Annotated in this window: 9 protein-coding genes; 4 read left to right on the forward strand and 5 right to left on the reverse strand. The window is 60.4% G+C overall.

Features of this window, described 5'->3' with window-relative positions; genetic code table 11:
- Positions 1–113 precede the first annotated feature (113 nt).
- The 3 genes from cydB to pgi form a co-directional block, all read right to left on the reverse strand.
- A complete protein-coding gene (gene cydB / locus H1B37_RS17035) occupies positions 114–1,142 on the reverse strand; it encodes a cytochrome d ubiquinol oxidase subunit II (RefSeq protein WP_182867861.1) in 1,029 nt (342 codons plus the stop codon).
- Positions 1,142–2,617, reverse strand: coding sequence for a cytochrome ubiquinol oxidase subunit I (locus tag H1B37_RS17040; RefSeq protein ID WP_182867862.1), 1,476 nt, complete (start codon positions 2,615–2,617; stop codon positions 1,142–1,144). Before H1B37_RS17040 ends, cydB begins: the two co-directional genes overlap by 1 nt.
- A gap of 347 nt (positions 2,618–2,964) precedes the next feature.
- The gene (pgi, locus tag H1B37_RS17045) at positions 2,965–4,587 is read right to left on the reverse strand and encodes a glucose-6-phosphate isomerase (RefSeq protein ID WP_182867863.1); all 1,623 of its coding nucleotides are present in this window, start codon (positions 4,585–4,587) and stop codon (positions 2,965–2,967) included.
- Positions 4,588–4,780: 193 nt separating this feature from the next.
- Between pgi and H1B37_RS17050 the strand changes: the two genes are divergently transcribed.
- The 4 genes from H1B37_RS17050 to H1B37_RS17065 all read left to right on the forward strand — a co-directional run bounded on the left by H1B37_RS17050 (position 4,781) and on the right by H1B37_RS17065 (position 10,209).
- Entirely contained in the window at positions 4,781–7,210 is a 2,430-nt protein-coding gene (locus H1B37_RS17050) for a PSD1 and planctomycete cytochrome C domain-containing protein (RefSeq protein ID WP_220498245.1), read from the forward strand.
- A gap of 158 nt (positions 7,211–7,368) precedes the next feature.
- Entirely contained in the window at positions 7,369–8,787 is a 1,419-nt protein-coding gene (locus tag H1B37_RS17055) for a DUF1501 domain-containing protein (RefSeq protein ID WP_182867864.1), read from the forward strand.
- 94 nt (positions 8,788–8,881) lie between these two features.
- Positions 8,882–9,196, forward strand: a complete 315-nt coding sequence (gene rplU / locus H1B37_RS17060) for a 50S ribosomal protein L21 (RefSeq protein ID WP_147866372.1) — start codon at positions 8,882–8,884, stop codon at positions 9,194–9,196.
- The gene (locus H1B37_RS17065) at positions 9,196–10,209 is read left to right on the forward strand and encodes a serine/threonine protein kinase (RefSeq protein WP_182867865.1); all 1,014 of its coding nucleotides are present in this window, start codon (positions 9,196–9,198) and stop codon (positions 10,207–10,209) included. The genes rplU and H1B37_RS17065 overlap by 1 nt, the downstream gene beginning before the upstream one ends.
- 223 nt (positions 10,210–10,432) lie before the next feature.
- Here the strand turns inward: H1B37_RS17065 and H1B37_RS17070 are convergent, their stop codons facing one another.
- Together H1B37_RS17070 and H1B37_RS17075 are read right to left on the reverse strand one after the other, a co-directional pair.
- The gene (locus tag H1B37_RS17070; protein WP_182867866.1) at positions 10,433–10,918 is read right to left on the reverse strand and encodes a 6-pyruvoyl trahydropterin synthase family protein; all 486 of its coding nucleotides are present in this window, start codon (positions 10,916–10,918) and stop codon (positions 10,433–10,435) included.
- A gap of 92 nt (positions 10,919–11,010) precedes the next feature.
- Positions 11,011–12,513: a Do family serine endopeptidase gene (locus H1B37_RS17075; RefSeq protein WP_182867867.1), complete on the reverse strand. Its 1,503-nt coding sequence runs from the start codon at positions 12,511–12,513 to the stop codon at positions 11,011–11,013.
- Between the last annotated feature and the right edge of the window lie 298 nt (positions 12,514–12,811).

A 12,811-nucleotide genomic window follows, 5' to 3' on the forward strand; every position in this document is an offset into this window, starting at 1 on the left:
CGTAGCTACGCTCGCCAGAGCGTGGGAAATCCCGGGGATCCACCTTCTGGCGAAGGTAGCTACGATTGACCGGCGATTCACATTGTTTCTTGTGCAAAGTGGCGTTGGCCGGCTTAGTAGCTGTTCGAATCCAGTTGCACCTTGCCTCGGAAGATCCAGTAGATCGTGATCGTGTAGCTGGCCACGCAGGGCATGCCGATCATTGCGATCCACAGCATCGTGATCAGGGTTTGATGGCTGCTGCGGGCGTTTTCCAGCGTCACGCTGTAGGCCGGATCGATCGTCGAAAGCACAAAGTTGGGGAAGATCGCGACGCTGAACAACGACGCTAGCGCGGCGATGACCATCGACGACGTGAAGAACGCGTAGCCGGGTTTGCCCAGGTGCATCGCGCGGGGAATGTTCAACACCGCCAATGCGTTCAGCACCGGAACGATCCACAACCAAGGGTGCCGCGAAAGCGTCTCGGTCGCGTGCGGGACATGGATCCAGGTGGCCAGTGTGACCGCGGCGTACAGGAATGCAAAACAATAGAACAGCGGCAGAATCCGGCTCCGCACCCGTTGTTGCAATTCACCTTCAGTCTTGAGGAACAAATAGATCGCCCCGTGCAGCGCGAACAGGGACACGGTCAGCGCCCCGACCAGCAGCGGGTACCAATACAGCTGATCCAGCAATCCGCCCTGGTACTGGAACATCGGACCGACCTGCATGCCGCCCATCACGTTGCCACCGGCGATCCCCAACAGCGCCGCCGCGGTGATCGACGACAGAAAGAATCCGGCGTCCCAGAACCGCCGCCATGCCGGCGAGTGCACTTTCGAGCGAAATTCCAAACTGACCGCGCGTCCGATCAAGCAGGTCAGCAACAGATGAAACGCGGCGTAGAAACTGCTGAAGACTGTCGCATATGCGTTCGGAAACGCGGCGAACAACGCGCCGCCGAAGGTCACCAGCCAGACTTCATTGCCGTCCCACAGCGGCCCGATCGAGTTCATCACCAACCGTCGTTCCCGATCGGTTTTGGCGATGAACGGATGCAGGATGCCGACGCCCAGGTCGAACCCGTCCAAGATCGCGTAACCGGTCAGCAAGACGCCTAACAGAAAGAACCAAACCAAGGTGATCGTGTCATAACTCATCAGCCCGCTTCATCCTCCATCAGCCCGCCGCCACGCCCGGTGCCGCCGTGGGCGATCCGCTCGGACATTCTTGATGCGGCCCGGTCTCGTTTGCGTTTGGCTAGTTCGTCCATGGTTTCCGGGCCGTGTTGAATCTTGCCATTGAGGACAAAGATCCAGACGGCGAATAACAGCGAGTAGATGACGGCGAACAAAACGATCGAGCTGAGCACCTGCTCGGCGGTGACCGATTCGCTGAGCCCGTCCTTGGTTCTCAGACCCATCATCTCCACGCCGTCTTGGACCGAGGGGTGAACGATCCAGGGTTGCCGTCCGACTTCGGCGGTGATCCAGCCGGCCTGGTTGGCCGTCATCGCCGCCAGCGGCATCAGCACGATCGCCCACATCAGCCAGCGATGGTTCTGGTAGGTTTTCCGGTACCACAACCAACATGCCAGACCCGCCGCAACGATCATCATCGTGCCCAGGCCGACCATCAGGTGGAACATTTGAAACGGCAACCAAACCGGCGGGCGATCCGATTCGGGAATTTGATCCATCCCCGGAACCGGTTTGCCGGGATCGTTGTAGACCATCAAGCTGAGCAGCCACGGGACACGGATGCCGAAATGCACCGTTTCGTTTTCGGCATCCGGCCATCCGAACAAATACAATCCCGTCGGCTGGTCGGTGGTTTCAAAATGCGCCTCCATCGCCGCCAGCTTGGCCGGTTGGGTTTCGACCAATTTCTGCGCCGAGTCGTGTCCGGTCAGCGCGGCAAGCAACGTGAACACCAGCGCGCTGGGCAGGGCGATCGACAGACAACGCCGCGCGACGTCTTCATGCCGCTGTTTCAACAAATAGAACGAGCAAACCGACGCGACGAAGAAGGCGCCCAACACCAAGGCTCCGATCACCGTGTGCGTCAAGCGGTCCACCGACGACGGGTTAAAGACCATCGCCCAAAAATCGGTGACTTCGGCTCTCGGGACGCTCTCCCCTTGGATCTCTTGCCACACGATGTGGTAGCCCGCCGGCGTCTGCTGCCAACTGTTGGCGATCACGATCCAGACGGCGCTGAATACCGACCCCAAAAACACCATCAACGTGCTGAATAGATGCATCTTGGGACCGACACGATCCCAGCCGAACACCAGGATGGCCAGGAACCCACTTTCCAGAAAGAACGCAAAGATGCCTTCGGCGGCCAGCGCGGATCCGAAGACGTCGCCGACGAACCGTGAATAGGCCGCCCAATTCGTCCCGAACTCGAACTCCATCACGATCCCGGTCGCGACGCCCATCGCAAAGTTCACGGCGAACACGCGAGTCCAGAACCGCGCCGCCGATTCCCACGCCGGGTGGCCGGTACGGACGTAGGCCAATTCACACAGAAACAGCTGCAGCCCCAGCCCGATCGAAAGCGGCGGGAACAGGTAGTGGAACATGATCGTTCCGGCAAACTGCAGCCGACTGAGTAGTTCGACGTCCATCATGGTGAAGACTGTGGCGCGTGAAGGATTACGACGCTTGAATGATAGACGTCTGCAACCCCCACGGGCAGCCGGTCAATTGTCGCACGTCCTCAGTCGCCGTCCTCTTGCGAGGTCGGTTGTCTAAGTGACGGTGTTGATCGTAGCGGAAGTCGCCAAGACTTTCGCAAGCCGTGAGCCCTCTCTGGCGTTTGCTTGCTGCGCAAACGTCGGCTCTCCCCGAGGGAGAGGATTTAGATGAGACGCAAAACTTGCAGGAATACAATTGACGTCCCCCGAGGTCGGCGCGGGGAAAAAGCTTCGCTTTTGGGGGCGCCGAGTTCGGAGAACACGGCGACATTCGACACCAATTACTTCAGCGAACGATAACGTTCGATCAGCGTGTTGGTGCTGCTGTCGTGATCCAGCGGGGCGTCGGCGGACTCGAGTTCGGGGACGATCTTTTTGGCCAGCACTTTGCCCAGCTCGACGCCCCATTGATCGAACGGGTTGACCTGCCAGATCACGCCTTGGGTGAACACGCTGTGTTCATACAGGGCGACCAGTTTGCCCAGCACAGTGGGCGTCAGTTTTTCGATCAACAGCGTGTTGGATGGGCGATTGCCTTCGAACACTCGGTGCGGGGCAAGTTCCTCCGACGTGCCTTCGGCCAAAACCTCTTCCCGTGTCTTGCCCATCGCCAACGCCTCGCCTTGGGCGAACACGTTCGCGGTCAATTTGTCGTGATGGTCGCCAAGCGGATTGAGCGACTTGGCAAAGGCGATGAAGTCACACGGGATCAAGTGTGTGCCTTGGTGGATCAACTGATAGAACGAGTGTTGGCCATTCGTCCCCGGTTCGCCCCAATAGATCGGGCTGGTGTCGTAATCGACTCGATCGCCGGCAAGCGTGACCGACTTGCCGTTGCTTTCCATCGTCAGCTGTTGCAGGTATGCCGGGAAACGTTTCAGGTATTGATCGTAGGGCAGGACCGCGGTGGTTTGGGCACCGAAGAAATCGGTGTACCAGACGGTTAGCAAGCCCAGGATCACCGGCAGGTTTTCTTCCAGCGGCGCGGTGCGGTAGTGTTGGTCCATCTCGTGAAAGCCCGCGAGCATCTCGCGGAATTGGTCCGGCCCGATCGCCAGCATCGTGGAAAGCCCGATCGCCGAGTCCATCGAGTATCGGCCGCCGACCCAGTCCCAAAACCCGAACATGTTGTCGGTGTCGATCCCAAAGGCGGCAACTTGTTCGGCGTTGGTCGAGAGCGCAACGAAGTGTTTGGCGACGGCCGATTCGTCGCCGCCGAGTTGTTCCAGCAACCAACCCCGCGCGGTGTGCGCGTTGGTCATCGTCTCTTGGGTGGTGAAGGTTTTCGATGCGATGATGAACAACGTTTCGGCGGCATCCAGGTCGCGCGTCGCTTCGGCAAAGTCGGTGCCGTCGACGTTGGAAACGAACCGCAGCGTCAGATCACGATTGGTGTAGTGGCGCAGCGCCTCGTAGGCCATCACCGGCCCGAGGTCCGACCCGCCGATCCCGATGTTGACGATGTTGCGGATCCGTTTGCCAGTGTGCCCGGTCCATTTGCCGCTGGTGACCGAATCGCAAAACGCGGCCATCTTGTCCAAGACCGCGTGGACGTCGGGGACCACGTTTTTTCCTTCAAACTCGATCGTCGCGTCGCGTGGCGCTCGCAGCGCGGTGTGCAACACCGCGCGGTCTTCGGTCACGTTGATCTTTTCACCTCTCATCATCGCTTCGATCCGCTCGCGCAAACCCGACGCCTTGGCGAGTTCGATCAACAGCGAAACGGTTTCACCGTCGATGCGATTCTTGGAATAATCCAAGTACAACCCGACCGCTTCGAGCGAAAAGGTTTTGCCCCGCTGCGGATCGGCCGCAAACAGCTCCCGCAAATGCTTCGACTTGATCTGCTCGTAGTGGGCGTTCAAGTTTTTCCAAGCGGCCTGGTTGGTCAGACTATCAGTCATGGTGATGGTGGATCGAATCGAGGGGTCGGGTGTGAAGACGCCGGAAGCGGCAGTTTAGCGGTTGGGGGGTAATGTTCCAGGTTGGTGGTTTTCAGTTTCAGGTTTCAGGTTTTCCGCAAATTTGTGTTGTCGGATGCATTGCGGGTAAAATGGCAATCTCCCCACCTTTCCTCTGCCCCCGCAAGATTGCATTGTGATTGCGACCCCTTTTCCCGTTCAGATCCTTGCGCTGGCCGCGACGGTTGTTTGGATGCCCTTGGGTGTGACCGTGGCGGGCGAGCGACCGTTGTCGTTCAACCGCGATGTGCGACCGATCTTGAGCGACAAGTGTTTTTTCTGTCACGGCCCCGACGACACGCATCGGGCGGCCGATCTGCGCCTGGACCGATCCGAGGCGGCATATGAAGTCGCCATCGAGCCGGGCGACGCCGACGAGAGTGAATTGATCGCCCGGATTTTGGATCCCGATCCCGATGTCCAAATGCCTCCCCCGGATACCGGTAAACGCGTCACCGAAGCCGAACTGGCGGTTTTGCGACGCTGGATCGACGCGGGGGCTCCCTACGAAGCCTATTGGGCGTATGTCAAACCGGATCGGGTCGCGGTGCCGGAGGCCGCGTTTAATGACCCACGCAGTCGGCCGGACGCAGTGGATGCGGACGCCGGGGTGATCGATCGGCTGGTGCGAGCCGAATTGTCACGCAGCCCGCTACCGCCGGCACCGCGTGCCTCGCGGAGAGATCAGCTGCGTCGACTCCACTATGACTTGACCGGGCTTCCGCCCAGCTACGATCAGATCGCGGACTTCATCGCCGACCAACGGCCCGACGCTTACGGGCGCCGCGTCGATGCGTTGCTCGCGTCACCACAATTCGGCGAACGCTTTGCCCAGTATTGGTTGGACCTGGTCCGCTTTGCCGACACGGTCGGCTATCACGGCGACCAGGTTCACAACATCGCACCGTACCGCGACTACGTGATCGATGCGATCAACGACAACATGCCACTGGATCGATTCAGCCGCGAACAGCTGGCCGGGGACTTGCTGCAGAATCCAACGATCGAACAACAGATCGCCAGCGGATACAACCGACTGTTGCAAACGACGCACGAGGGCGGGCTGCAACCGAAAGAGTATTTGGCGATCTACGCGGCCGATCGCGTGCGAAACGTTTCCGCGGTCTGGATGGCCGCGACGATGGGATGCGCGCAGTGCCATGACCACAAGTACGACCCCTACACGGCCAAGGACTTTTATTCGCTGGCCGCTTTCTTTGCCGATGTGGATGAAGAAAAACACTTCACCAACGGCACCAACGCGCTGCCGACGCGACGGGAACCGGAGATCGATGTGCTGGGGCGAACCGATCGCTTGCGGTTGGCCGATTTGGACGCCGAAATCCGAGCCGTCCGGTCGGCCCCGGATTCCGATCCCGAGCGGTTGAAGTCGTTGGAAAAGGAACGCGATGCAATTTTGGCTCGCAAGCAGCGGACGATGATCACCAAAGCGGTTGAGCCGCGGATCGTGCGTTTTTTGCCGCGGGGAAATTGGCTGGACGATAGCGGCGATGTGATGCAACCGGCCGTTCCGGAGTTCCTGGGCGATATCGCTGCGTTTGCCGGTTTGCCCGAAGGCCAGCGGGCGACGCGGTTGGACTTGGCGAATTGGTTGTTCGATGTCGACCGCGGCATCGGCGGGCTGACCGCACGGGTGTTTGCCAATCGATTGTGGTACCTGTACAGCGGCCGCGGGATCAGTCCCACGTTGGGCGATTTCGGCGGCCAGGGCCGACCGCCGACGAATCCGGATCTGCTGGATCATCTGGCCGGTGTGCTGATCCAAACCGGCTGGGACCTGAAGGCCACCGTGCGGCAGATCGTGACCAGCGAAACGTATCGCCAGAGGGTCGTGATGAACGACGCCCGGCGGACGCAGGATCCCTACAACGACCTGGCGGCTTCCCAGTCCGGGCATCGGCTGCCGGCAGAAACGGTGCGTGATGCCGTGCTGGAGATGTCCGGGCTGTTGGACCATCAGGTCGGCGGGCGAAGCGTTCGGCCCTACCAACCCGAAGGCTACTATCGGCACTTGAATTTCCCCCGACGAATCTACTCCCACGACCGCGGGCGAATGCTTTGGCGACGCGGCGTGTACACCCATTGGCAGCGTCAATTCCTACACCCGACGCTGAAGGCACTCGATGCACCGAGCCGCGAGGAATGCACCGCCGTACGGCCACGCAGCAACACGCCGCTGGAGGCGCTCGCGCTGTTGAACGATCCGACCTTTGTGATTGCCGCGAAAGCCTTTGCCGCACGGGTGCTGCGCGAGAGCAAGACGGAGGAGTCGTCGTCCGCAGCGATCGAAACCAGAATCGACACGGCGATGCGACTCGCGATCGGCCGCGATGCCAGTGACCTGGAACGTGAAACGCTGGCGCGTTTGCTGGAGAGTGAAATCGGACGTTTCGAAAACGATCCCGCGGCGCGCGAGGCGTTCCTGGCAACACCGAACGACGTTGCAATTGCGTGGCCAGCCGAAGCGTCCGATGCCGAACGTGCAGCCTGGTCCAGCGTCGCGCGAGCCGTCCTGAATTTGCATGAAACCCTGTACCGGCCGTGACGCTTTTTCCCAATTCGATTCTGGGGTAGCGGAACTCGCCAAGAGTTTCGCACGCGTCCAGCGAATCGCTCGCCAAGAGTTTCGCACGCGTCGTGCGAATCGCCGAAAGTCTTGGCGACTTCCGCTACGGCACATCCCCACCCCACTGGCCCTCTCCGATGACAAACGAACTGAAACGAAGAACGTTCCTGGCCAAAAGTGGCCTGTCCCTGGGCGCGGCGTCCTTTGCGAACTTGCTGGCGCGTGAGTCGGCGGCCAAAACGTCGCCGGGTTTGCCGCCGGGTGTGGGCGGGTTGCCGCACTTCCCGCCGCGGATCAAACGCGTGATCTTCTTGTGCATGGCCGGCGGCCCGTCGCATCTGGAGACGTTCGACGAAAAACCGGAACTGGCGCGGCTGCACGATTCCCCGATGCCCGCTTCGTTCACCGACGGACAACCGATCGCGCAGTTGGCCGGAAAGCAATTGAAGGTCCAGGGGCCGATGACCACGTTTCGGCGCTGTGGCGATAGCGGGCAAACGATCAGCGACTTTTTGCCCTACCATCAACAGATGGCCGACGATCTGTGCATCGTGAAATCGATGGTCACCGAGCAGATCAACCACGACCCCGCGCACACGTTCATGAACACCGGTACGGCGATCAGCGGGCGGCCGTCGATGGGATCCTGGGTCACCTATGGGCTGGGCAGCGAGTGCGACGACTTGCCGGGGTTCGTCGTCATGACCAGCATCGGCGGTCGCAACCCGCAACCGATCGCATCGCGGCAATGGGCATCGGGTTTTCTGCCCAGCCGGTACCAGGGCGTGGAATTCAACAGCACCGGAGTTCCCGTTCACTACGTCGATCCACCGCCGGGAGTCGGCCGGGTTGGCCAGCGATCGGTCGTCGATGCGATCGCCGCGATCAACCAAAACCGATTTGCCGGCCACCCGGACCCGGAGATCCAAACACGACTTTCGACCTACGAGATCGCTTTCCAGATGCAATCCTCGGTGCCGGATTTGGTCGACATGTCTGACGAGCCGCAGCACATTCTGGACATGTACGGCGCCAAACCGGGAGACGGATCCTTCGCCAGCAACTGTCTGCTGGCGCGGCGGCTGGCCGAACGCGGCGTGCGGTTCATCCAGCTGTACCACCGCGGCTGGGATCACCACGGCGATCTGGAGCGTTACATGAACATCTGCTGCAAATTGACCGATCAGCCGACCTGGGCGTTGATCCAGGATTTGAAGCAGCGGGGGATGCTGGACGAAACGCTGGTGATCTGGGGCGGGGAGTTTGGTCGAACACCGATGTACCAGGGCAAGGGAGGGCCTGGACGGGACCACCATATCAAGGGGTTTTCGATGTGGATGGCTGGCGGGGGTGTCAAACCGGGGGTCAGCTACGGGGCGACCGACGAACTGGGCTACCACGCGACCGAAAATGTTGTCCACGTGCGAGACCTGCACGCGACGATGCTACATTTACTGGGGATCCACCATGCCCGGTTCAGTTTTCCCTTTCAGGGTTTGGACATGAAGCTAACGGGGGTGGAAAAGGCGCGGGTGGTGAAGGAGGTGCTGGCCTGATTTTTTTAGCCCTATACGCCTCCGATTCCGGTCGATACACTCTGGGGCCCGAATTCGCATAACCCCTTGAATTTTGACGAAGTTAGACCAAGACATGTACGCCATTATTGTTGACGGTGGACGTCAGTACAAAGTTGAGCCCGGAATGGAAGTCGACCTGGACTACCGGGAAACGCCCGCTGGTGAGAGTTTGACGTTTGAAAAAGTGCTTGCGGTTCAAGGCGAATCGGGATTGAAGCTCGGCTCCCCGACCGTCGACGGCGCGAGCGTGACCGCGTCGGTGATGGGCCCCAAGCAAGGCAAGAAGATTTACGTCCAAAAATTCCGTCGGCGCAAGCACAGCAAGAGCCGCATCGGGCACCGCCAGCTGTTCACGCGGGTCAAGATCACGGACATCGCGGGCGTCTGATGCCTTTCAACCGGCTCTCCGATTACGAGCTGGGGGACATTCTGGGCGTGGGAACCGTCGGCACGATCTACCGTGCGACGGAAAAGGAGACTGGGCAAAGCGTTGCGCTGAAAAAGCTGCACCCCAAAGTCAGCCAGAACACCCTGATCCGGGCGCGCTTCAAACGCGAGATGATGATTCTCGAGAAGCTGCGGCACCCCAGCATCGTCCAATATTTTGGCGGAGGCCGTGTCGACGAGGACCAAGGCCTGTTCTATGCCATGGAAGTGGTCTCTGGCGGTACGGTCGCCGACCTGCTCGAGTTTGGCGGCCCGCTGCCGTGGACGGTGGTGGTTGAGATCACCCGCCAGATCTGCAGTGCATTGCAGTGCGCCCACAACATTGGAATCGTCCATCGCGATCTGAAGCCCAGCAATCTGTTCCTGACCCCCGAAGGAGAGGTCAAGCTGGGGGATTTCGGGATCGCGCGTGATCTGACCGCCGGCGATCTGACTTCGGCCGGCATCACCGTCGGGACCCACGCCTACATGGCGCCCGAGCAGATCCGGGGTGAGCAGTCCGTTTCGGGGAAAGCCGACCTGTACGCGCTCGGTTGCTGCATGTTCGAGATGCTGACCGGACGCAAGGTCTTTTTGAGCGACGATTACGCCAAGCTGTTTGACCAGCATCTCAAAAGCAAACCGCCCTCGGTGCGTGACTTTGTCGATTGTCCCGAAGCGATCGACAAGGTGATTGAGCAATTGCTGGCCAAGTCGCCCGATGACCGGCCTTTCAACGCCCGTCGCGTTCAGGCGATGATGATGGAGGCGGCCCGGAGCTACAATTCGGGGGAAAAAGCAGGCGATCCCGACAACCCCGTCTTTGAAGCCGGCCGAAACGAACTTGTCCGCCGAATTCGAGCGCGGCTCGACCCGATGGAAAACACGGTCAGCGGGCCACGATTGGCCATTGCCGTTGCCGTCCTGGCGGCCATCATCATCGGGCTGATCGTCGTTTCGATGCAATCGGGTTAGCGAGGGGAGGTCGAACGGTGAATCGTCGGACAAACTTTCGTTCTCTGGTCACACCGAATCGCGGCTCAACCCTCCCCGCGTCGTCGCGCACTCCTCCGTGACCCTCCCAGAGGGAGGGTGGCTTCAGTCGCTCGACAGCTTCGTGGCTAGGCTTGGTGCAAATGGGGTGGGGCGCAGCGAGGGATGTCGGGTTGGCATCAACGGGCCGTGAGCGAGTATCCGCCTACCCCACGTCGTCACCGACGGCCATGGCCGCATACGTCGTCGACTCCCCGCCGGCGGGGTCCAGCGCCGCTTCGGCATACGATTCGTCGGTTTCCCAGATCCTGACTTGGCAGGCATGGGCCCCGGTCCCTTCCAAGACCTTCGGGCACATTTCCTCCAGCAAGTACTTGGCCATGTTCTCTGCCGTCGGGTTGTACGGCATCACAAAGAACCGACAGGGCTTGACCAGTTCGAGGGCCTGAAGAGCGTTGGCGTCGTCTTGATGGATCAAGAAGCTGTGGTCCCAATGCTCGTCAATCCAGCCTTTGACGCGCTTTTTCAGCACGGAAAAGTCCAGGATGCGGCCGACGTCGTCTTGGGTGTCACCCTGGACGAAGAAGTCGGCGACGTAGTTGTGGCCGTGAAAGTGCTCGCATTTCCCGCCATGGCCGAACAACCGGTGTCCGGCGCAAAACTTGATGCGGCGCATGATGGTCAAAGCCATGGGGATCTCGCGAAGGGAAAACTTGGGGGGGCACGCGGTCAGAATCGTTAGAAACTAACGCAACAGGGGAGTCTTACAAGGCGTCAACCATTCTATTCTCGCACGACCATCAACAACATTTGATTGCCGCGTCGGATCGTCACTCGGCAAGGTTGTTTTTGCCGCTTGTACTCGTCCAGGATCACCTCCAACTGGCGGGCCGACGAAAGTGGAAGCCCTCCGGCGGTTTGGATCACATCACCGACTTCCAGTCCGTCGCGCTCGGCAATGCTGCCGTCCTTGATGCCGGTGATGATCAGCCCGTCCTCCAGGTTTCGGTAGCCGTACTTTCTGGCGGTTGCCTCGGTGACCGGCACCAGTTCGGCCCCCATCACTTCGCCCGATCCGAACTGAGCCATCACCTCTTCGGTGCGTTCCTTTAGGTCGACACGGACCTGCAGGGCTTTTCCGCCGCGGTTCAGGTCCAGCAACATTTGCGCTCCCGGCGGTCGGCTGGCGACATAGTTTCGCATTTGTGCGTGTGTCTTCATCGGCCGCCCGTCGATCGCGAGGACGACGTCCCCGGGCTGGATGCCTGCCTGGTCGGCCGGCATGCCTTCGAGCACCGATTCGATCAGCACCCCCCGCGTCGTTTTCAGATCATAACCTTCGATCGTTTTCTCATTGACCGGTCCCAAGCTGGCGCCCAGGAACCCGCGTCGGACCGTGCCGTTTTCAATGATCGAATTAAGGACTGGGGCGGCCAGAGAGACCGGGATGGCGAATCCGATGCCCGCGCTCGATCCGCTGCGGGACATGATGGCGGTGTTGATCCCGACCAGTTCGCCGCGCAGGTTCACCAGCGGACCGCCGGAGTTGCCGGGGTTGATCGCCGCGTCGGTTTGCAGAAAGTCCTCGAACCCTGCGCCGTCGCCGATGATCCCGCGGATTCGGTTCTTGCCGCTGATGATGCCGGCGGTGACGGTTTGATCCAGACCGAAGGGGCTGCCGATCGCGACGACCCAGTCGCCGACTTGGATCGCATCGGAGTTGCCCAGTTGGGCGGGCTTGAGATCATTGCGGTCGACTTTGACGACGGCCAGGTCGGTTTGCGGGTCGGTCCCGATGATGCGGCCGGGGGCTTTTTTGCCGTCGGAGAATTCCACCTCCAGCTCATCGGCACCTTCGACGACGTGGTTGTTGGTCAGGATGTACCCGTCGCTGCGGACGATTACGCCGCTGCCCATGCCGCTTTCTTCGCGCCGTTGCGGCTGACCTTCGGGGATGTTGAAGAATTGCTCAAAGCCCGGCGGCAGTCGTTGCCCGCGAATGATTTGTGTCGCTTTGGTGTTGATGCTGACCACGCTGGGACGCATCAGGTTGGCGACGTTGCGAAACGCGGTCGACAGGTCTTGGGCGGCCCCAAGGTTCTGGGCCGGCAGCGGCGTGGCTTGGCCGAACTGCCCCGCGGCGGGGACGGCTTGCCCCACAGCTGCGTCTTGAGCACCGGGATCGTTTCGCATGAATCCGGGCATGGTCATCACCGCCCCGGTGACGAGCGACCCCAAGATCATTGCGCCGAGGGCACCACTGATAGGTTTCCAAGTGTTGGGCATCGTTTTGGACTCCCTTGTTGATTGTAGAAACTTCCGCCTTGGTGACATTTTTACACGCCCAGCCGATCCGATCGCCGGCCGCCGTGAGTCGCCATTGTTTGTCAACATTGTTTGTCAACGGCGTTTGCCAACGGCCAGCACGTGTGATTGCGTCTGCAACCGCATCGCGGGCTGACAGCTTGGCAGGGGAGAGCGTGTCGGTAGCAAACGTTAGGCCAATCGCGATTCACGGAGGGGATTCCGGCGATATCCGCTTTTTTGGGCGGGTTAATTTCCGTTTACCGCTGCGTCTGGTCCG

Source organism: Stieleria mannarensis (assembly GCF_014154935.1).
GTDB classification, from domain to species: Bacteria; Planctomycetota; Planctomycetia; order Pirellulales; family Pirellulaceae; genus Stieleria; species Stieleria mannarensis.

Bases quoted from the DNA above. Each gene is read 5' to 3' on its own strand.
- H1B37_RS17040 (WP_182867862.1), bottom strand. From the start codon at position 2,617: ATGATGGACGTCGAACTACTCAGTCGGCTGCAGTTTGCCGGAACGATC.
- rplU (WP_147866372.1), top strand. From the start codon at position 8,882: ATGTACGCCATTATTGTTGACGGTGGACGTCAGTACAAAGTTGAGCCC.
- cydB (WP_182867861.1), bottom strand. From the start codon at position 1,142: ATGAGTTATGACACGATCACCTTGGTTTGGTTCTTTCTGTTAGGCGTC.
- H1B37_RS17065 (WP_182867865.1), top strand. From the start codon at position 9,196: ATGCCTTTCAACCGGCTCTCCGATTACGAGCTGGGGGACATTCTGGGC.
- H1B37_RS17075 (WP_182867867.1), bottom strand. From the start codon at position 12,513: ATGCCCAACACTTGGAAACCTATCAGTGGTGCCCTCGGCGCAATGATC.
- pgi (WP_182867863.1), bottom strand. From the start codon at position 4,587: ATGACTGATAGTCTGACCAACCAGGCCGCTTGGAAAAACTTGAACGCC.
- H1B37_RS17055 (WP_182867864.1), top strand. From the start codon at position 7,369: ATGACAAACGAACTGAAACGAAGAACGTTCCTGGCCAAAAGTGGCCTG.
- H1B37_RS17070 (WP_182867866.1), bottom strand. From the start codon at position 10,918: ATGGCTTTGACCATCATGCGCCGCATCAAGTTTTGCGCCGGACACCGG.